18 protein-coding genes, 1 tRNA gene and 5 pseudogenes are annotated in these 20318 nt (G+C 46.0%); 13 read left to right on the plus strand and 11 right to left on the minus strand.

What is annotated here, in order from left to right; all coding sequences use genetic code 11:
* Positions 1 to 51: 51 nt before the first annotated feature.
* Positions 52 to 915: a polysaccharide deacetylase family protein gene (locus tag CAFE_RS04735; RefSeq protein WP_156989958.1), complete on the plus strand. Its 864-nt coding sequence runs from the start codon at positions 52 to 54 to the stop codon at positions 913 to 915.
* 4 nt (positions 916 to 919) lie between these two features.
* Here CAFE_RS04735 and CAFE_RS04740 read toward each other — a convergent pair whose 3' ends face one another.
* Positions 920 to 3280 carry an HAD-IC family P-type ATPase gene (locus CAFE_RS04740; protein ID WP_139104006.1) on the minus strand — a complete coding sequence of 787 codons (2361 nt, stop codon included), beginning with the start codon at positions 3278 to 3280 and terminating at the stop codon, positions 920 to 922.
* 245 nt (positions 3281 to 3525) lie between these two features.
* On the opposite strand from CAFE_RS04740, the gene CAFE_RS04745 reads away from it, so the two are divergent.
* Complete coding sequence (locus tag CAFE_RS04745) at positions 3526 to 4773, plus strand: O-antigen ligase family protein (protein ID WP_156989959.1); 1248 nt, start codon at positions 3526 to 3528, stop codon at positions 4771 to 4773.
* Between the two features lie 360 nt (positions 4774 to 5133).
* Positions 5134 to 5209, plus strand: a tRNA-Ala gene (locus CAFE_RS04750).
* 43 nt (positions 5210 to 5252) lie between these two features.
* Here the strand turns inward: CAFE_RS04750 and CAFE_RS04755 are convergent.
* Positions 5253 to 6896 carry a recombinase family protein gene (locus tag CAFE_RS04755; protein WP_166525066.1) on the minus strand — a complete coding sequence of 548 codons (1644 nt, stop codon included), beginning with the start codon at positions 6894 to 6896 and terminating at the stop codon, positions 5253 to 5255.
* A gap of 23 nt (positions 6897 to 6919) precedes the next feature.
* Here CAFE_RS04755 and CAFE_RS19950 point away from each other — a divergent pair, with 23 nt between their 5' ends.
* From CAFE_RS19950 to mobQ, 4 genes and pseudogenes are all read left to right on the plus strand, one after another.
* Positions 6920 to 7318, plus strand: coding sequence for a sigma-70 family RNA polymerase sigma factor (locus tag CAFE_RS19950; protein WP_156989961.1), 399 nt, complete (start codon positions 6920 to 6922; stop codon positions 7316 to 7318).
* Positions 7319 to 7431: 113 nt separating this feature from the next.
* Positions 7432 to 7861: pseudogene (locus CAFE_RS04765) on the plus strand (RNA polymerase sigma factor).
* Between the two features lie 15 nt (positions 7862 to 7876).
* Entirely contained in the window at positions 7877 to 8089 is a 213-nt protein-coding gene (locus tag CAFE_RS04770; RefSeq protein WP_156989982.1) for a DUF3847 domain-containing protein, read from the plus strand.
* A 241-nt stretch (positions 8090 to 8330) separates the two neighbouring features.
* Positions 8331 to 9746, plus strand: a pseudogene (gene mobQ / locus CAFE_RS04775) (MobQ family relaxase); the annotation flags it as partial.
* Between the two features lie 47 nt (positions 9747 to 9793).
* On the opposite strand, the pseudogene CAFE_RS04780 reads toward mobQ, so the two are convergent.
* Positions 9794 to 10075: pseudogene (locus tag CAFE_RS04780) on the minus strand (type II toxin-antitoxin system YafQ family toxin).
* Entirely contained in the window at positions 10072 to 10347 is a 276-nt protein-coding gene (locus CAFE_RS04785) for a type II toxin-antitoxin system RelB/DinJ family antitoxin (protein ID WP_156989962.1), read from the minus strand. Before CAFE_RS04785 ends, CAFE_RS04780 begins: the two are co-directional and overlap by 4 nt.
* Before the next feature lie 348 nt (positions 10348 to 10695).
* On the opposite strand from CAFE_RS04785, the gene CAFE_RS04790 reads away from it, so the two are divergent.
* The 5 genes and pseudogenes from CAFE_RS04790 to CAFE_RS04810 all read left to right on the plus strand — a co-directional run bounded on the left by CAFE_RS04790 (position 10696) and on the right by CAFE_RS04810 (position 15292).
* Positions 10696 to 10851: a helix-turn-helix domain-containing protein gene (locus CAFE_RS04790; protein ID WP_156989963.1), complete on the plus strand. Its 156-nt coding sequence runs from the start codon at positions 10696 to 10698 to the stop codon at positions 10849 to 10851.
* A 35-nt stretch (positions 10852 to 10886) separates the two neighbouring features.
* Positions 10887 to 11573 (plus strand): response regulator transcription factor, encoded by a 687-nt coding sequence (locus CAFE_RS04795; protein WP_156989964.1) that lies wholly within the window; start codon positions 10887 to 10889, stop codon positions 11571 to 11573.
* Positions 11560 to 12549, plus strand: a pseudogene (locus CAFE_RS04800) (sensor histidine kinase). The gene CAFE_RS04795 and the pseudogene CAFE_RS04800 overlap by 14 nt, the downstream one beginning before the upstream one ends.
* A gap of 82 nt (positions 12550 to 12631) precedes the next feature.
* Positions 12632 to 13316, plus strand: a pseudogene (locus CAFE_RS04805) (ABC transporter ATP-binding protein).
* Entirely contained in the window at positions 13316 to 15292 is a 1977-nt protein-coding gene (locus CAFE_RS04810) for an ABC transporter permease (RefSeq protein WP_330593856.1), read from the plus strand. The pseudogene CAFE_RS04805 and the gene CAFE_RS04810 overlap by 1 nt, the downstream one beginning before the upstream one ends.
* A gap of 144 nt (positions 15293 to 15436) precedes the next feature.
* Here CAFE_RS04810 and CAFE_RS04815 read toward each other — a convergent pair whose 3' ends face one another.
* Genes CAFE_RS04815 through CAFE_RS04820 form a run of 3 tightly spaced genes read right to left on the minus strand, consistent with a single transcriptional unit; the run spans position 15437 to position 16735 of the window.
* Positions 15437 to 16039 (minus strand): hypothetical protein, encoded by a 603-nt coding sequence (locus CAFE_RS04815; protein WP_233452707.1) that lies wholly within the window; start codon positions 16037 to 16039, stop codon positions 15437 to 15439.
* Positions 16012 to 16167, minus strand: a complete 156-nt coding sequence (locus tag CAFE_RS19960) for a hypothetical protein (protein ID WP_233452708.1) — start codon at positions 16165 to 16167, stop codon at positions 16012 to 16014. The genes CAFE_RS04815 and CAFE_RS19960 overlap by 28 nt, the downstream gene beginning before the upstream one ends.
* Positions 16157 to 16735: a helix-turn-helix transcriptional regulator gene (locus CAFE_RS04820; RefSeq protein WP_156989965.1), complete on the minus strand. Its 579-nt coding sequence runs from the start codon at positions 16733 to 16735 to the stop codon at positions 16157 to 16159. Before CAFE_RS04820 ends, CAFE_RS19960 begins: the two co-directional genes overlap by 11 nt.
* Before the next feature lie 98 nt (positions 16736 to 16833).
* On the opposite strand from CAFE_RS04820, the gene CAFE_RS04825 reads away from it, so the two are divergent.
* Complete coding sequence (locus CAFE_RS04825) at positions 16834 to 17169, plus strand: hypothetical protein (protein ID WP_156989966.1); 336 nt, start codon at positions 16834 to 16836, stop codon at positions 17167 to 17169.
* A 282-nt stretch (positions 17170 to 17451) separates the two neighbouring features.
* On the opposite strand, the gene CAFE_RS04830 is transcribed toward CAFE_RS04825, so the two are convergent.
* Genes CAFE_RS04830 through CAFE_RS04845 form a run of 4 tightly spaced genes read right to left on the minus strand, consistent with a single transcriptional unit; the run spans position 17452 to position 20312 of the window.
* The gene (locus CAFE_RS04830) at positions 17452 to 18135 is read right to left on the minus strand and encodes a hypothetical protein (RefSeq protein WP_156989967.1); all 684 of its coding nucleotides are present in this window, start codon (positions 18133 to 18135) and stop codon (positions 17452 to 17454) included.
* Position 18136: 1 nt separating this feature from the next.
* A complete protein-coding gene (locus CAFE_RS04835) occupies positions 18137 to 18784 on the minus strand; it encodes an ATP-binding cassette domain-containing protein (RefSeq protein WP_156989968.1) in 648 nt (215 codons plus the stop codon).
* A 20-nt stretch (positions 18785 to 18804) separates the two neighbouring features.
* Positions 18805 to 19629, minus strand: a complete 825-nt coding sequence (locus CAFE_RS04840; RefSeq protein ID WP_166525067.1) for a hypothetical protein — start codon at positions 19627 to 19629, stop codon at positions 18805 to 18807.
* Positions 19608 to 20312 (minus strand): hypothetical protein, encoded by a 705-nt coding sequence (locus CAFE_RS04845; RefSeq protein WP_156989970.1) that lies wholly within the window; start codon positions 20310 to 20312, stop codon positions 19608 to 19610. The genes CAFE_RS04840 and CAFE_RS04845 overlap by 22 nt, the downstream gene beginning before the upstream one ends.
* Positions 20313 to 20318: the final 6 nt, after the last annotated feature.

Raw genomic sequence — 20318 nt, forward strand, 5'->3', positions numbered from 1 at the left:
TTTGTGATATCCGCCTGCCTGCCTCCATATATTAAACGGAGGCGGGTTTTTATGTTTTTGTCGGTGAAAATTCACAGGTACTTTCTTTTTATCGCGATTGCAGTACTGCTTGTATCAGGTTTCTGCGGCGGAGCCGTTGCGGCGGTTCAGCAAGCGGGAGCTGACCGCGGCATACCGCTTCCCATCATTATGTACCACAGTATTTTGCGCGAGTCGCGCAGGCAGGGGAACTATACCGTATCTCCCGATACCCTGGAGAGCGACCTTGCATGGCTGAAAAAGAACGGTTATCAAACGGTTGTGGTTCAGGATCTTCTGGACTATGTGAAGCGGCAGGTTCCTTTACCGGAGAAACCCGTCATGATAACCTTTGACGACGGGTTCTACAATAATTATTACTATGCCTATCCAATTGCGAAAAAATATCAGGCAAAGATCATAATATCGCCGGTCGGTTATTACACGGATTTGTATACCGGCGGCGATGCGGACCATGCGAACTACTCTTATCTGACCTGGGGGGAAATTGACGAAATGATGCGTTCCGGCCTGGTCGAATTTCAGAATCACTCCTATAACCTGCATTCGACCCAAAAGAGGTACGGAGCCTTGAAATTAAAAAAGGAGAGCGCTTCGGACTATCAGTCTGTACTAAAGCAGGACCTGGAAAAAATGCAGCGGGAAATGAAAGAAAACACCGGCTATACGCCTGCCGCTTTTGTTTATCCGTTCGGGGCCGTCAGTAAGGAGTCGATTCCGGTTTTACATGAAATCGGATTCCAGGCAAGCATGAACTGCATGAAAAAAATGAATTATATCACGCGAGACCCGGACTGCCTTTTCGGGCTTGGGCGGTATATCAGGCCGACCGGAATTTCCAGTGATTCTTTCTTTCGTAAAATAGGATTGAAGTAACCCGTCAATTACGAAGCAGAATCCGTTCGATGAAATGGTAGACGACCGCCATGGCGCTGGCGGAGAATAAGAACATGGGCACCAGAATCAGCAGCATCGGAACTGTAGGGGCGGTTACTTCAAATACGGCAGGGAAGAAGACCAACGCCAGAATGAAAGCGGCGGTCATGGAAGCAAAGAGAAGCGCTCTGGCCGTATTAAACGGAAGGCAGACTTTAAACAGGATTAAAAGCCCGGTGTAACCGGTAATCAGAACGGCGAGCGTGGACTGTTCCGCCGCGGAAAACCCGAGGTACGAAGAGAGGGAGACAAGAAGCAGGATATTAAGTGTCATCGTTACCGCACCGGGCAGAGATTGTTTCATTACATTCCCGATAAAACTTCCGTGCAGGCGGTCCCGGTTCGGCTCCAGCGCGAGGAGGAAAGACGGCGTTCCGATTGAAACGGCATTGATCAGCGTAAACTGAATCGGCTGAAACGGATAAGCGGATGCCAGAAACAGGAAGAATACCGCGATGGCGGCGGAAAAGATGGCTTTGACAAGAAACAGGGACGCCGATCGTTGCAGGTTGTTGATGCAGCGGCGGCCTTCCGCGACGATGCGGGGCATGGAGGAGAAATCGGAATCCATCAGGACAATCTGGGAAACGGTGCGCGCGGCGTCGCTTCCGGACGCCATTGCGACGCTGCAGTCGCTCTCTTTCAGGGCGGGGACGTCGTTCACACCGTCTCCCGTCATGGCTACGGTATGCTCTTTTTCTTTCAATGCCTGGATTAAGGTCAGTTTCTGCTGCGGGGTCACCCTTCCGAAAACCGTGAAACGCTCGGCGGCTTCCTTTAATTCCTCCTCGCTTTTCAGCTGGGATGCGTCCACGCAGCGATCGGAGCTTTTCAGTCCGGCTTTTCCGGCGATGCTTGCCGCCGTTCTGACGTCGTCCCCCGAAATCACTTTCAGCTCGACGCCCTGGTCCGCAAAATAGGAGAGAGCTTCCCGCACGCCCGGCCGGATTCTGTCGCTGAGCAGAACGAGAAGCATCGGCGTGAGACCTTCCGGCAGGTCATGATCGCCAAGAGGATTGCCGGAATGAGCCAGCAGAAGGACACGCTTGCCGCGGTTCGCGTATTTTTCCACCTGGGGCCTGATTGTTTCAAACTGATCTTTCAAGATAAATTGCCCCGCGCCGAGAACAAAGCTTCCTTTTTCCTGAAAACACGCGCCGCTCCATTTCCGAGCGGAGGAAAACGCGATTTTGCCGGTGCAGGTCCAGCCCGGGGGCTGCGGCATAATTTCCCGAATGGCGGTCATGGTCGGCGAGTTGTCGTCCATGGCGTTTGCAAGCGACGAAAGCGCTTCCTCGGCCTGTTCCTTTGTGATGTCGCTTAGCGGTACGACGGCCTCAGCCTGAAGGGTCCCCTGTGTCAGCGTACCGGTTTTGTCCAGACAGAGGGTATCCACGTGAGCGAGTGTTTCAATCGAGTACAGCTCCTGAACCAGCGCCTTATGCCGCGACAGCCTGAGCACCCCGACGGCCAGCACGACGCTGGTCAGCAGCACCAGCCCCTCCGGAATCATTCCGATCAGGGCGGCAACCGTTCCGACCACGGCGGGTCGGAGCGCCTGACCGGAAACGGCCATCTGCTTGTAGAACATCAGAACGCCGATCGGAAGAATGGCAAAACCCGTGATTTTGATGATGCGGTTGGTCCATGTCATAATTTCCGAATTCGGCTTTTTCAAATAGCGAACGCTTCCCGCAATCTGAGAAGCGTAATTTTCTTTTCCAATATGCTCCACCTGCGCCCTGCAGCTGCCGCCGACCAGAAAGCTACCGCTCAGCAGGCTGTCGCCGTTTTTCTTTGACACAGGATCGGACTCGCCGGTAATCAGTGATTCGTCGGCTTCACAGTCACCGTTCAGAATAATGCAGTCCGCGCAGACCTGGTTGCCTGTTGAAAGAAGCAGGACGTCGTCAAGAACAAGTTCAGAAACCGGAATTTCGTTTTCTTTGCCGTCGCGGATTACATGAGCCTTCGGCGCGGTAATGAGCGACAGACGGTCAATCATTTTTTTTGCTCTGATTTCCTGTATGGTGCCGATCAGTGTATTGCAGACAATTACACCGAGAAAAAGCAGATTCTTATAAGACCCGACCATGATAATCAGCGATGCGAGCGCAAGATTCAAAATGTTAAAGGGTGTGATCAGATTGCTGCGAATAATCTGACCCACACTGCGGGTCCCGGATTCTTCTTCGCCGTTTGCAAGTCCGTGAGTCCGCTGAGATTCGACCTGATCGGAATTCAGCCCGGATGAATAGTCGGGGTGAAACCGTTTACAATAAGAATTGTTGTTTTCCATCATCATGATTTCATTTTCCCACTTTTTTATGTTTTGTTTTCTACTATCGTATCATAAAAATGGCAGTTTCATGGAATGTTTCCAATAAATTGTTAAAAACTTAAAAAACAGTTCATCTTTTTCGTTATAATTAACAAATAGATGTGATTCATACGGAGCGTTTCGATTCATTATTTATCTTGTTTCGCATCGACGATGTGATATAATTGACAATTGTGGTCTTGAGGAAGCGGAAACTTTAAAAGAAGGAGATGACCGCTATTATTCAAGCTGTGAAAGAAAGCATCAGGTTTGACTTTTTTCAGCGGGTTCAACTGATCTGTGCGGATTTTGACCGGTCTTTGGTATTATTGCTGGCTGCCTCGATTTTTGCCCCGTTTTATTTCAGTATGATTATCGTAGTCGGCATTGCTCTGATGACGATGGTCAACTGTAAAAAAAGGGTTCGCGCATTTGAAGCGCCTTATACGAAATTTTTATTTCTATTTTTAATTATTACATTTTTTGTTGCGGCAATCTATGATAATTATATCGGAATGGCGTACTCCATCCTGATTTATGCGGTTGTAAGCTGCGCACTGTATATACGCAGTATCATGACGCGCTCGATTTTCAATCAGGCGATGGATCTGATTTGTGTCGGGAGTATCATCAGTCTGTTTGTGGCTTTATATCAGAAAGCGTCTTCATTTGCAAGTGCTCCGGATTACAGGCCGGTATCTGTATTTACGAATACAAATTATTACGGTATGATTATTGAATTTGTTGTGCTTATTGCTCTTTACCGTATTTATACAAATTCTGAATTAAGTGCTTTCTATTTTGCTGTGATTGGGCTCAATTTTATCGGCTTGTATCTTACCGCGAGTTTTTCTTCTTTTACCGCGATGTTTTCGGCAGTTACTTTAATGCTGCTTTTGAAAAAGAAAAACAAAGTTGCCATGATATTTATTTTATCGGTTGGAATACTGGTCGCGCTGCTAACAGTCTTTCCGCAGTTGATACCCAGAGGAGCGGAGGCAATCGACCATACGTTTTCCCAACGGCTATCCATTTGGACGGCCTCTGTAAAGGGGATTGAGCAGCACCCGTTTTTCGGGCGCGGCGCCATGGCCTATCAAATGATTTATCAGCAGTTTTCCGGGTACAAAACTTACCATTGTCATAATATTATTCTTGACATTCTGCTTAATTTTGGAGTGACCGGATTAGCTGCCATTGGAATTTACGTCGGGGTGCAGGCAAAGCTTTTGCTTCTGCGCTTCCGCAATCATATATTTATGGATATGAATATTCTGATGACGGCCGCTGCCGCCGCTGTTTTTGTACACGGACTGACGGATGTCACGATTTTGTGGATTCAAACGGGCGCTCTCTTTGCACTGATCTATTCTTCCACCGGAATCGGATCGGATTATATCGATAAAAACGTACGGGTTCCAAGCTTGCTTCCCGATTATTCCGGAGATCCGGTTGCGGCTTTATACCTGAAAAATTAACCGTCGCTCCTGCCTTCGATTGGCGGGAGCTTTTTTGGCGATGCATTGGGCGGAATTGCATCGAAAGCCCCAGAAAAAAGTGAAATTAACAGTTGCAATATTAACCACAACGTGATATAATATTAACCGTCGTCAAAATTGATTAAATGGTTCTAGTACATGAGCTCGTAGCTCAGCTGGGAGCGCGGAGTGTTCGGTTTTCGTTAAAGAACCTGCCCAAAAAGATTTTTGCCAGCAAATTTACAATTTCATAGATATGGGCCTGTAGCTCAGCTGGGAGAGCACGCGGAACGGTATTAGCAACGGTACGTAACTCACTTGGCAGTCACGCGGGTCACATCACAAAATTGAATATTACATGGGCCTGTAGCTCAGCTGGGAGAGCGTTCGGTTCGCATCCGAGAGGTCGACGGTTCGATCCCGTTCAGGTCCACCATGTATGAGGAAATCTGTAAAAGGATTTCCTCATTTTTTTGCCCTCAAGCCGTGCGTACAAGTGCCGTATCTTCGGTCTCTATGCTTTCGGTGGATTTCACGCCGCAGAAGCTTTGGAATTCGTCAAAGGAGACATTGAAGTCAACTTCGATATTGTAGTCCCTGCCGACGCGGACAGCCTTGATAAACTGTGACACAATCATTTTCTTTGCCGCGAAAGAGCTTTTGTCGTACAGGTCCGCCCAACTCAGCAGCCGGTCATACTCGCGCTTTCGGTTTTCCGAGGTTTCGAGCAAGGTCTTCAATTCCAGGTCTGCTGCATCTAAGGTGGACTGTGATTCTTTGATTTGTGCTTCGGTTTCTGCGACCATCGTGTTCAGAAGATCGACGCTCATCCTGCTCTCACCGCGAATAATTTTGAGAGTTTCGCTTTTGTAATCGCCAAGCTCTTTCTGTTTGCTCAGTAGATGCGTTTTTGCAATTTCGTATTTTGACTTTGCCAATTCGATATCCTTCTCATGTTGACCGGAGAGAATTTCCGATTCCGATGCCGCCGTGATTTCAGAGAATTTCATGTGGATGAGATGATCGACAATCGCATCGACTTTCTTTACGGAATAGCCGGACTGTCCTTCACACTCCCCAGGATGACGGACTTTGTAGTGACACTGATACCGCATCCTGATTTCTTTCTGGACGGTGCCATCCGGCATCTTTTTCTTTCTTCCGCTGGTCGTCAGCGTCAGCCGGTTGCCACAGTGGGAACAGAAGATATTTCCCACCAGCAGGGATTTCCCTTTGCAGTTGAGCGGGACCGAACTATGAGGCTGGGTCCGCTGCCGCATGATATCCTGCGCGTGGGCAAACACATCGTCGTCGATAATCCGCAGCCCGTCGATATATTCTGATTGGCTGTCGCCGTTCTTGAGAATGCCCGTGTACATGACATTTTTGATGATGCGGTTCAGGCTCGTGTTGGGAAAACCTTTTCCGTCTCTGCTTTTGATGCCATTGTCATGCAAAAATCGACACAAGCGCTGTGCGCCGAATCCTTCGTCAACATACTTGTGAAAAATCAGGCGAACGATTTCGGCTTCGTTTTCATCGATGGCCAGATCAAAAACCTCGCGATTGCGCTTGTTGACACGGCCTCGCTTTATAAGTCGGTATCCGAACGGAATGGAACCGCCAGTGTATAATCCTTCCTCGGTAAGTTGTCCCAGCCTTGTTTTGACACGAACGGAAGTCTTCAGACTTTCGCCGGAGGCTTGCCAGTAGCGGATGTAGTTCATCAGCTTGTCCACATGGGAGTCAAACCGCTGCTGACCTTCCATCGCGCTCCAGACCTCAATGCCGTTCTTTACAAACCATTCGACCACAAAGGGCGTCTCGTCGTCGCGCCGTCCAAGACGGTCAAACATGAACACCAGCAGAATGTCAAACTTTTTGGCGACTGCGTCCTGCTGGATATGCTGAATGGCGTCGCGGTCTTTTGCGGATACCTTGAATCCGGATACGCCTTTCTCGGAAAACTCTTTGATAATTTTCCAACCCTGCGCGTCCGCGAATTCGCGGCAGCGCTGTTTCTGCATGGGAATGTCGTCCTTTTCCACCTGACCGAGAGTCGATACGCGGTAAAGACAATACACGCGTTTTTGAGAACCGTCAGAATCTATAATTTTATCCATATACATAACCTCGATTCAAATATCTGAAAGATGATGCATACGGACAAAACGCAGCCGTGGAAGTGTCCGTTGAAGTTGGAAAATATCTTGATCGGGCCGATCACAAAACCGAGAACCTGTTTCATGAGCAGCGCCGTCATTGGGACGGACGCGAGTTTGACGAGTACATTATTGCTCATGAGTGTAGCAGGAGCTACTACGAAATGCCGGAGGATTGGCTCTGTCGAAAAGAAACCCTCCGGGAGATTACGGCAGCGTTGGAAAGCTGCACGGAAAAACAGCGTTATCGCTTTCTACTTTACGCATTAGAAGGGCTCAGATGTTCCCAGATTGGTAACATCTGCGGCTGTTCCAAGTCCGCTATTATGAGAAGCATTGAAGCGGTTAGAAGGAAGGTGAAATGTATTTTGCAGACAGAGTGATCGGGAACGTATTTTCAGGCTAACCCGGTGAAGGGTTTTATGCCCTATCACATAAGCAAGAGGGACAGGCAGTTGAATCTGTCTGTCCCTCTTGCTGTCTGGAGGTTTTCATAATGCCCACCATCAATCTACGCAATATTATCCGTTTCTCAATGAAGATTGTTTTGTCGAGGTCAGCGATGAAATTGCCGAAGCATTTTTGTTGGCGAAGCGACAGGAAGACAACTATCACCACCGGGCATGGTATCACAAAGCCTACTACTCTCTGGATTGCAACGACGGCATCGAAAACAGCATTCTCACACGGAGCCGTCGCCTGAAGAACTTCTTATTCAAAAAGTTTCAATGCAACAACTTTATGAAGCTCTTGACCATCTGCCACCCATTCAGGCAAGGCGCGTTTATACGCATTACATTCTCGGGATGAAGAAGGTGGATATTGCCCGTGCCGAGGGCGTAAAAAGCAGCGGCGTTTGCGATTCCGTAAGAAAAGGTGTGAAAAATCTCCGGCATTACTTTGAAAAGAAAAAATGGATGGAGTGAATAACATTGAATACAATGCAATCATCACAAGAGCCGGAAACCATACGGGAGGAAACTCGTCAGCTTGAAAACCGGCAGAAAATTTTGCTGAATCGGAAAGCCGACGCGGAAAGAAAAGCACGGATGCATCGCCTGATCGAGCGCGGGGCCATTCTGGAAAGCGTGTTTCCCGAAATCGTCCCCATGACGGGCGAACAGGTCAAAGCATTTTTGAAGCAAATGCGCTAAACTGCCGTCCCGTTCCATTAGTGTAATTATACTAATGGCGCACTTATACACCCTGACGGGTGCCGTGCGCTCTGCGAGGCCGTTGCGCCCTGACGGGCGCGATGGAGGGCTACACCCTCCAAACCTCTTATTTGCCTCACGGAAAAGTCCTATTCTCTGCGGAGAATACGCCTTTCCGTGGGGCGTTTTTTATACCTATCACCATTGAAAGGATTTTTGCTTATGGCAATCTTATCATTGCAGTATCAAAATTATCAAGCGGAGCCAAGGCCGAAGCGCCGTTGCTGCCGCCGCTTACCGTAGCGGGCAAAAGCTCACAAACGAATGGGACGGTATTACCCACGACTTTACGAAAAAAAGTGGCGTGGTTTATTCGGAAATTCTTCTTCCAGTCCATGCCCCACCGGAGTTCTCCGACCGTTCCACTCTCTGGAACAGCGTGGAGAAAATCGAGAAAAGCTGTAACGCTCAACTCGCTCGTGAAATCGAAATTGCGCTTCCGGCAGAGCTTGACCGAAAAGATCAGAGTACGCTTGTCCGCACCTATGTTCTGAACACGTTTGTAGCCTCCGGCATGTGCGCGGATTTTTCCATTCATGATAAGGGTGGCGGAAATCCTCACACGCATATCATGCTCACCATCCGACCGCTGAAAGAAAACGGAGAATGGGGCGCGAAGTGCCGGAAGGAGTATGAACTCGACGGGTGTGGTCAGCGTATCCGGCTCCCCGGCGGCGAGTTCAAAAGCCACCGGGTCGATACAACAGACTGGAATGATCCAGGTAAAGCCGAGGTATGGCGGGCAGCGTGGGCCGACGCCTGCAACCGAGCGCTGGAGCAGATCGGCCGACCAGAGCGGATCGATAACCGCAGCTATACCCGGCAGGGCGTACAGAAAGTTCCAACCGTTCACATGGGCGTCGCCGCCACGCAGATGGAACGCCGGGGCATCCCCACTGAGAAAGGTACTATCAACCGGGAAATCTCCGCGCAGAACCGGCTTCTCAAAGAGATCAAGGCCCGCATCACTCGGATTTACAACTGGACGAAACAACAGACAACTCAGCCGGAGCAAAAGCAAAGCATTTGGGAACAGCTTCAACAGGCGCAGGCCGCAACTAAACCGACAACTAGATACGGAAAGGTAAAGGCGCTGAAGGAGAGCGCCGCCCTGTTCAGCTTTTTGCAGGAAAACGACATTTCCTCCATGCAGGAGCTTCATGCAAAAGTCACCGCCATGCAGACGGAATATTACGGATTGCGCGGCAAGATTGCCGCCACTGCCCGCCAGATTGACGAATTGAATAAGCGGCTTTCCATGTGGAGGCAGTATACCGACAACAAGGTTTTCCGTCAGCGGCTTGCTACCCTAAAGCCGAAAGCGCAGGAAAAGTTTCAGGACGCGCACAGTGTTGAGCTTGCATTGTATGACGCCGCCGTGCGTTATCTGGATGAGCTGAAAGCGTCCAGCGAAAAGATTACCCCGAGACATTGGCAGGCCGAAGCGGAACGCCTCACCGCCAAAAACAGCACCCTGTATCAGCAGATGAAATCCATGCGCACGGATATTCAGGCCGTGGAAAAAATCCGCAAGACCGCCGACGAGCTTGCCCGCGCGGAAAGGACCAGAGATCGGGGGCAGGAATACGACCGATAGCGCGAGGGGATGACAAACCGTCATCCCCTCGCGTTTATAATGGTTGATCATTCTCCAAACAAATCACTGTGTGAGCCTGTGCGGGACAACGTTAAAACCAGAACGTCATTCTCAATTCGATACACAAGCAGCCAGTCGCTTTGAATATGACATTCCCGGTAACCCACATAATTTCCGGTCAAAAGGTGGTCGCGGTTTTTCTCGGGTAAAGGCTGACATTTAGAAAGCTAACGGATAATATTGTCCAGCAAATCTATTTTCAGCCCGCGCTTCACCGCTAACTTGTAGTCCTTTTTGAACTGAGACGTCCAAACGATGTCCAGTTTCATCTTTTCAACTCCCTCAACGCTTCCTCCACATCACTGTAGCGTTTGGCGTTGGGGTCTTTGGCAAGCCGCTCCCCTTCCTGCATGGCAGCGAGGGTAACGGCGTTCGGCGTATTTAGCGTCACGTCGAACGGAAAACCGCCAGACCGAAGAGACTGCCTCAAAAAGACGTTGATAGCCGTCGTGAGATTCATACCGAGTTCGCCGTAAAGCGCCTCGCACTGTTTTTTAATATCGCTGTCCATGCGGACGCTGAAATTCGTCGTATTGGCCATAGAAATCAGCTCCTTTGTAATCCATTGTGCTTATATTATATGCTTAATGCATTGCAATATCAACCTAAAAGCTTAAACTTTTTGAAAATCGGCGGCCGCTACCGATACGGTACAGATCGTCGCAATCCCACTTCTGCCAATTTTGGAGGCGGCGTTTCTCTCGATTATCGCCTGCCTGATTGCAACCTGTGTTCCTCTGAAAAAAATTTCAAAAATGAACATTGTGGAGTCATAGAAACGACTGAATGACAATACCATGCTTATGCCATCTGGTAGTTATCCAACTTCATAAGCAACCTTGCATATTTCTTTCAGAAGAAATATAATGAGACTATGGAGGCGTTGCGCATGGATTATATCACGACAAAAGAAGCAGCAAATAATTGGGGAATCACAGACAGAATGGTCGTATACCATTGTTCTGCCGGTCGGATTAAGGGAGCTAAAAAAATGGGAAATACATGGCTTGTTCCTGTTGACGCTGAGAAATCGGCTGACGGATGATATAGGAGCAGTAAAGTAAAGAATGGTGAAAATAAATGAAACGGATATTTCTGATTGAGGACGATAAGGAAATCGCCAAGAATCTTGTACTTTTGCTTCGCTCGGAGGGATTTACAGTTACCCACGCCCCTACGCGAAGTGACGCCCTTTCCGCGCTTGCCGGGAACAAATTTGATCTGGCGCTGATTGATATTTCATTACCTGACGGAAATGGCTTTACGGTTTGCACGGAAATCAAAGAAGCACAGGATATTCCCGTGATCTTTCTGACGGCTTCCGGTGATGAAGCGAGTGTTGTTACCGGGTTGAACATGGGTGCTGATGATTATATCACCAAGCCTTTTCGTCCGCGTGAACTGATCGCACGAATCGGAACCGCTCTTCGAAAAAGTGGACGCTCTCCGTCAGCTTTTGAATTCTGTGGGCTTCATGTCGATCTGGCAAGCGGCGTGGTGGAAAAGGACGGACGCGAGGTTCTTCTTTCAGCCTTGGAATACCGCTTGCTGCTGGTGTTTCTGAACAATCCCAAAAGTATTATCACAAGAAACAGGTTACTTGACGAATTGTGGGATGCTGCGGGGGAGTTTGTCAACGACAATACATTGACCGTGTACATTAAACGCCTGCGGGAGAAGATAGAGAACGATCCCGCAAGCCCGCAAATCATTCTGACTGTTCGCGGGACGGGATATCGATTGGGGGATGGGTATGCTTCGGAATAGAGAGTTTCGGCTGTTTGCCATTTTGTTCTTCATAATAGCCGCTACCGCTGTGACGCTGGGATTTACCATCAACGCGGCGGCTGGAATCCTTGCCATCGCTTCTGCCGCCGCCTTTTGAACAGCGTTTTTCGCGTTTACCAAAGCCCGATATAAGAGCCTTGCACAGATTGCGGATCAAATCGATCTTGTGCTTCATAACGCCGACCGTCTGTATATCAGCGAATCGGACGAGGGCGAACTTTCCATTCTGCAAAGCGAAATCAAAAAAATGACGCTGCGTATTCGGGAACAAAACGACGCGATGAAAAAAGAAAAAGAACATCTTGCCGATTCGCTGGCGGACATCGCTCATCAGCTTCGCACTCCGCTCACATCTGTAAACCTTATCCTGTCCTTGTTAGAGAACAATCCTGATGAAAGTGAACGGAAAACATTGATACGGGAAACAAAGGAATTGTTTGCACAGATGGATTGGCTGCTTGCTTCATTGTTGAAATTATCCCGCCTGGACGCGGGCATAGTAGCGTTCCAGAACGAATGGATCGATGTGGACGCTTTGGTAACCGCCGCGCTTCACCCGTTTTTGATTTCGATGGAGCTACACCATATTGCTTTGCAGACGGACGTGCCGAAAGGGACTGTCATTCAGGGCGACTCCGGATGGCTTTCGGAAGCAATTCAAAACATCCTCAAAAACTGCATGGAAAGCGCGGGCGATAACGGGAAAATTGAGATCTCTTGTGATGACAATCCATTGTTTACCCAAATTGCCATCCACGACAGCGGCGCGGGCTTCACAAAAGAAGATTTACCTAACCTGTTTGACCGGTTTTATCGCGGGAAAAATGCAGGCGCGACAGGATACGGGATTGGACTTGCTCTCTGTAAAATGATTATTACCCGGCAGGGCGGGACGATTACCGCCAAAAATCATCCGCAAGGCGGCGCGCTCTTTGCCATTCGTTTTCCAAAGTGACGAATCTCTCACCGGAAAGTCACCGAGATGTAAGTTAAAGGTTCTATGATAGGGGTAAACAATACGAAAGGAACCTCACAGAATGGAGTTTTTGAAAATTGACGACCTATGCAAGGTCTACGGCAAGGACGAAAATCAAGTTACCGCGCTTGACCATGTTTCGCTTACAATCGAAAAGGGAGATTTTACCGCAATTATCGGTTCTTCCGGTTCCGGCAAATCCACTTTGCTGCACGCCATCGCGGGTGTGGACGTGCCGACCAGCGGGAAGGTGTACCTGGAAGGGCAGGATGTTTATGCCAAAGCAACGAAAAACTTGCCATTTTTCGCAGACGGCAGGTTGGACTGATTTACCAGTTTCACAACCTTATTTCCACGCTGAATGTGGTTGAAAACATCACCCTGCCGATTCTGATGGACAAGCGCAAAGTCAACGAGGAACGGCTGAATGACCTGCTCAATCTGCTTGGGCTGCAAGACCGCAAAACGCATCTTCCCAATCAGCTTTCAGGCGGTCAGCAACAACGGTGGCCATCGGGCGCGCTTTGATGAACGCTCCGGCAGTTATGCTGGCCGATGAACCAACCGGCAGTCTTGATAGCCAGAATGGGCATGAAATTATCAAACTGCTGAAAGAAAGCAATAGAAAATATGGACAGACTCTGCTTCTCGTCACACACGATGAAAATATCGCCTTGCAGGCAGACCGCATTATTACCATCGCAGATGGCAAAGTAGTGCGGGACGACAGACAGGCGGCACGATAATGAATATCTTTAATAAAGTCGCCCTGCAAGGACTGAAAAAGAACCGCACACGAACACTTGTAACAATCGTCGGCGTTGTTCTGTCAGCCGCTATGATTACGGCAGTCGCCACCTTTGGTACTTCTCTGTTAAATTATCTGATAAACGGCTCAATTGCGAAATACGGTGACTGGCATGTTGAATTTGAGGATGTGAATTCTTCTTTCGCAGCAAAGCAGGCAAGTAACGACAAAGTTGCAAGCACCGCGACGTTCGAGAATATCGGCTACGCAAAACTTGACGGAGCAAAAAGCTCAGAAAAGCCCTATCTTTTTATTGCCGGTTTCAATAACGAAACCTTTGACACCCTGCCCATCACCCTGATTTCCGGCAGGCTACCGAAAAACAGCAGCGAAGTTCTTGTCCCGTCCCACATTGCAGCCAAGGCCGGCGTTAAGATTTCGGTGGGCGATACCCTTACCCTTGCGGTCGGGAACCGCGAGGCAGGTGGTAAAGCACTCACCCAGCACGATTCCTATCGCACCGGGGAGGAAACGCTGGTACCTGTGACGAAGAAAACCTACACGGTTGTGGGTATCTGCGACCGACCGGGATTTGAAGAACCATCCGCTCCGGGATATACCCTGATAACAAAAGCAGACACAACAGATAAGGCAGACAGCTTCAGCCTGTTTGTCACGCTTAAAAATCCGCGCAATGTCAAGACTTACGTTAATAGTGTAGCCGAAAGCCAAACTTACGTCCTTAACGATGATGTGCTGCGCTTCATGGGTGTTTCAGATAATAAACTGTTCAATACCCTGCTGTATTCGGTCGGTGGTATTTTGGTCGCCATCATTATGATAGGCTCAATTTTTCTGATTTACAACTCCTTCAATATCTCGCTGAACGAACGCACACACCAGTTTGGCATTCTTATGTCGGTAGGGGCCGCTGCCAAACAACTGCGGAATTCGGTGCTGTTTGAGGGCCTTTGCATTAGTGTGGTTGGAATACCGATTGGTGTTCTGGTCGGCATAGGCAGTATTAAACTGATACTTCCTATTGTTGCAAATAATTTCAGTACGATTATCAGCAGCACGGTGCCCTTGACCCTGTCGGTATCTGCCCCCGCACTGGTTGTGGCGGCGGTGGTAAGCTTGATCACAATTTTGATCTCAGCCTATATTCCAGCCAAGAAGGCTGTTGCCACTCCCGTGATGGAATGTATTCGCCAAACTAACGAGATCAAAACCGAATCGAAGGCTGTCAAAACGTCAAAAACTGTACAGTGTATTTACGGTCTGGAGGGAACGCTCGCATTAAAGAATTTCAGGAGAAACAAAAAGCGCTATCGCAGCGTTGTGTTATCTCTTACTTTAAGCGTCGTGCTGTTTGTGTCGGGAAGTGCTTTTGGAACCACGTTGAAACAGCTTGCAAAAGAATACACCGTGGAAATGGACGGCGATATCTCGTTTGCTACACAAAATATGCAGGAAAAAGAACTGTCGCAGCTATATGACAAACTGAAAACCGCTGACGGCGTTTATAAAAGCACCTATCAGGCGGATCTGACCTATTCCTGCACGACAAGCGATCTTCCAAGTGATTTTGTGAGCACTTACCGGGAGTCTGTAGGCGATAAAAGCACAGAGAAAACTTTGAAATTGCCGTTGGATGTTCAGTTTGTTGAGGATAACATCTATTACGATTTTATCAAAAGTCTTGGTCTGCCCACAGCGGAATATACCGGACAGGACGCAAAGGTCCTTATTGTAGGAATGAATACAATCGAGCATACGACTTATTTCACAAACCAATCTATGGATTTTACGCTTGCTTCGGCCTCCGAAGAACAGGCGAAAACGATCAGCACCACCTTTGTAGATAGCTATCCGTTAGACCTCCTGCCCAGGGATTCGACACCCACTTATTATTTTGTAGTGGTTGCCCCATGGCAGATGAAACCGCAATTTGACACACTGGAATGCGCCTGAAAAGTTTGGCCTGACCTTCTGGTCAGAAAATCCAGCGCAGTCAATGACGCAAATACAGTCGATAATCGATGAAGCGGGCGTTACCTCCGACTATACCTTGCTCAATCTGTCCACGTCCGTTGACTTAATGGTTTGAGTCTTGTTTTACCTCTCCGGTTCGTCCTTCGATTGCTTTTTCCGCAGCGCCTTTTCGAGGATGGCATTTACATTGTTTTCGTTTGCAACATCCGGATGATTTTGCTCAAATTCCAGCAGAATATCTTTAGACTGTTTTTCCAATCCTCTGTATCGTTCATATAGAGCTGGTTTATCCGGCTGCTCCAAAACGAATGTAACCAAATTTTTCAGTTCGGCGGGAATTCCATCCCATGAACCATAGAGATCACGGACCGCTTTGTCAATCTGAGCGAAAGTTAGAGGCTTTCCTTTGGCGTTATGCTCGCTGACAATTCCCACCACATCGGAGATGTCGTTTTTATACCTTCTGCCGGATTTTAGTTTCATGGCGATCAGATATTCTGCGGAAACCGTCCTCACGGTGAGAACGCCGGAAAAAGTTTTATAGTAAACGGAAAATTCAATCAGCTTCGGCGTGTAGGATTTTGTCCTTACAAAATCGGTATTCAGCCAGCCATTCGGAAGCTCATACTTGTCTCCCACATGATTGATGGCGTCTTTGATGGCGGAAGATGCCGAAATAATGGCGTCCATATCATAGGTCATATTTCGGAAGCCATAATTAGCCAAGATGGACGCGCCGCAATCAGAATCACTTCGGCAGGCATGTTTTTACCGCCGAGTTTTCTGTACTCCTTTGCCAGCTCTCTTAAATAGAAATCCAGATTTTCCCGTGTAAAATGTGTGTCAGATGACATTCCGAATCTCACCTTCTACGATATTGAAGCGTATAAATTCCGGTATTGCGTCGCGGATGCTCTCGGCCTTCCACTTGTTGCTCCTTGTGATGTCGTCGGCCATGACCACACTCAACGGAAACAGCGGCTCAGCTAGTCTGTGTGCGCGGATGTCATTATATTCCTGGCAAAGAGGAAGGTCGTTTTCACGGCTCAGATAATCTACCATAGCCAGCAGATAGAGGCTTTCGGGATACCACTTTTGATCGTAATATTTCCTGATCAGCCCGGATTTCAACGTATGGATGATAAAATCGAGATCGCCCGTGTCCTTGACCTGATGGCAGATATTGCTTTTGAAAACATCGAATGTGTCCCGGTATTCCATTTCTGCGCCCCCTTTTCTCATAAGCTGTTCCATTGTGACGCCGAGTGACTGCGAGAGTTTGTAAAGTGTTTCTGCGGAACAATTTCCGATTCTCGTCTTTCCACTGCAAATATCGTTAACCGTCGTGTATGGAACGCCGCTCATTTTAGCCAGCTTATATTTTGTCATGCCGCGCTGCGATAAAATTTCATTGACGCTCAAGGTAATCACCTCAACCTTATTATATCGGTATGCCGACATAATGTCAATCGGATGATGCCCCGATTCAAATAGTTTATGCGGACTCGGAGACCACAAGATTGGCGGTGGTCGTCTTTTTTCTGATACCTCCTTTTACTATGGCAATCAGGTTCCATGTTTTCATCTATCAGGATTCTCACAAGAATGTTTATATGATGGACAGTCAAAATCGACTGACCACGTTTTGGGAAGGCAGTTCAAAAGCGAATAACAAAATATCCTCTTCAGACTCGCAAAAAATTGATCCGGTTGATCTGCTTCAAAACGCTATAAAGAATACGGTTCCTAATAGCGATAACTTTATAGTCGATAAAAATTCGTTTACCCGTGGATGCTATCATATTCTCATGTTAAGAAAAGTTGATCAGGACGTTTCTGATAGTATTACGGCGTGAATCAATTCGGATGGATGCATTGCTAGTATCAATGTGGACTATTGTAACGTTGATGCAAATCATCCAATTACTCAAGTGCATAAACAGCAATTAGACGCTCAGGTATTGTTTTGATTGGCTAAAAATTTAATTTTTCCGTCCAGCAGGGCAATCACAAGGGTTAAGAGCACAACTATAAGCAATATCAGTATAGAGAGTACAATCCTTTCTACGCTTTTTTAGAGCGGCTGGAGGGATTGGGGCGATGAACAGCATACCTCTTTAATAATTATTTCATATATATCATATGCCTATCGCTTTGAAAATTTGTTGCTTATATTGATAATAAGTATCTAATTGTTCCTGCTTTGATGCAAATAAATCGAACCCGGATAATTGACTAAAGGGGATATTATCTTTCTCAATATTAATCAGTTCTGTCTGCTTAGTGTCTGATATTCGATATATCCCAAATGCAGTTTGACTCACCGGATAATATTGTGAATCTAAAAATGTACCAGATTTTCTCGCTTTATTAAGTGGCAATTTTTTTATTAAAAGGATATAATCTTCGCCTTTCTGTAGAGGAATATAAAAGCCCTTACTTGTAAGGAGAAAATAATTCGGCGTGATTTTGTAGTTTTCAATTACATTAATTGTTTCAACAATCGTAAGGGTTTTCCCTTTCAGTTCACTATTCCCTTTATAAACGTCAGATACAAGAACCGGTGTATAAAAAGCCTCATCCGTAATTTGTCGATTACCCGAAAATTGACATTTTATAATCGCGTCGGCCTGCTGAATTAGATCGTCCGGGGAATGGAATTTTTTTGAATCAAAAACATTCTGTAATTCGTCATTTGATTGATAATTATAACTCTGAATTCGTTCCATCAAATCATTCCGATAGGACATTCTTGTTGTCATAGCTGTCAAGAGACAAAAAATGACAAGTACCACTGGAATGATATAATATCCCTTCTTCATTTTATTGAGCACCCTCCGTTTCTTTTAAAATTCCGTCATTCATTTTGAAAAATTTGCTGCATAATAGAGAGAGGTCATCCTTATTATGGCTGGCAATCACTACTGTAGCGCCCCTGTCGATTTCTTCTCGCACTACTGTTCGTACCAATTCAACTCCATCTTCATCAAGGGCGTTGGTGGGTTCATCCAAAAGGATCAGATCCGGTCTTTCCATGATCGCTTGTGCGATGCCGAGCCGCTGTTTCATCCCGAGCGAATATTTCCTGTAAGTACGCTTATCATCAGGGTCAAGTCCAACCCTTTTTATAGAATGTTTAATTTCCGCATCAGAGATTAGACCCTTAATTGATGCCAAAGTTTTTAGATTCTCGAAACCGGTATAGTAAGGCCAAAAACCGACTGATTCAATGATTAAGCCAAGACTTTCAGGAAAAGAAATTTCTTTTCCGATTTCTTTATCAAACACTTTAATTATTCCTTCTGTTGGATGAATCAGCCCGGCAATCGACCGCAGAAGCATCGATTTCCCTGAGCCGTTATGCCCATATAGTCCGTACCCCTCTCCTTGTTCCAAAGAAAGGTTGATATGCGATAAAATAGTTTTTCCTTTAATGACCTTTGACATATTACTGATTTCAACTGCGTTCATCAGCTTCCACTCCTTTAATCTTATTCCTTTATAAGTTCAATCATATCTTTCCTGATAAAGCGATATCTATAAATATGATAACTAACGACAATGAAACCAAATAGGATGAGTAAAGAATTTAGCAGAAAAAAGCCCGATAACGGACTTGAAAAAAAACTTTCCGCTTCACTTATATTGATACGATCTGCGTGCCAAAGATACATTTGATTAGCGGGTAAAATAAAATATAAAATTATATTTAAACTAAAAATTTGTTGCAGAAGAGAAACCGCAATCAGAGGGATCGCATAAAGGATAACAATCAATATAAATGCTAACGCGCTTCCGTTCTTCATAGATAAGATATTCTGGAGAAACACGAATTCAAATATAGTTAGTACGTTAAGAAAATATAGAGGTAAAATCATTTTAAAAAAGGAATCTAATTCTAATGGAAGCCCTGCAAATTTTCCAATGATCAATGTGAGTAAAAAGAGCCAAATGTACAAAGTAGCAATATAAATGAATAACCTTATAGTTATTTGAAAAAGCCATTTTTGTTTTTTTGAAGTTCTGATAAATACATAAACATAATTGATGATACATTCCGAACGCATAATTTCTGAAAACATATAAATGATAAATAGATTAGGTACTAAAAACTTTATAACTTCTACAATATCAAAGGATTTTGAGAGATAAAAGCCACCAAAATTCAGCAAGTAGTAAGTTTCTAAGTTTAAATTTTGCGTTCTACATAAGAAAATATTTGGCAAATATAATATTAGAAAAACAAAGCTAATAAGAATATACCGATATAAAAGATGATTTAATCGTCTTAGCTTCATTTTAGATCCGCCTTCCAATAATTATCCCTCCGTTTCAGAAGGGCCATACCTAAAACAGCGAATAATATAATGAGAGCTGCTATCATAATGAAAAGAGGCCAATAAATGGGCAAGTCTTCGGGGCGAAAAGAGATTGCACAAAGCATGTTGATTTTAGGCAGTCCCGTATTTACAGCAATATAATCATAAACAAATATGAAATAGGCACAAGCAAATCCTAATATGGATTTGTTAAAGATGTCAGTAAAAAATGTATACAGCAAGGCAAATAAACAAAACGCCAATATTTGCAGAAGATAGCTTTTTAAAAAAAAGTTTATGTTATCAATATAGCGACTTATCTGATGAAAATATCCTGCACGCAACAGTATTAGCAAATACAGATAAGACACAAATAGGACACTCTCCAGAAGAGTAATCCTTAAGCGTGTATGCCAATATTTTTTTAATCTTCCGTATCTATAGAAAACATTGATATTTTGGAAGTAATTAAAATTTGGCTGTAAATATACAGAATATAAAGGAAGTACAATAAATAACGTTGCGAACCAGAAAAAGAATCCAGCATAATTTGCCAAATAGAAGCGAGGATTTTCTCCCCATGCAGTTAAAGCGAGAATATTAGGGTTAAAATAAGCGATGACACTATAAAGAAGCAACAATATTGCTATTATTTTTGTTTCCTTTGCGTGAAATCGCATTTTTAG

Source organism: Caproicibacter fermentans (assembly GCF_009746625.1).
GTDB classification, from domain to species: Bacteria; Bacillota; Clostridia; order Oscillospirales; family Acutalibacteraceae; genus Caproicibacter; species Caproicibacter fermentans.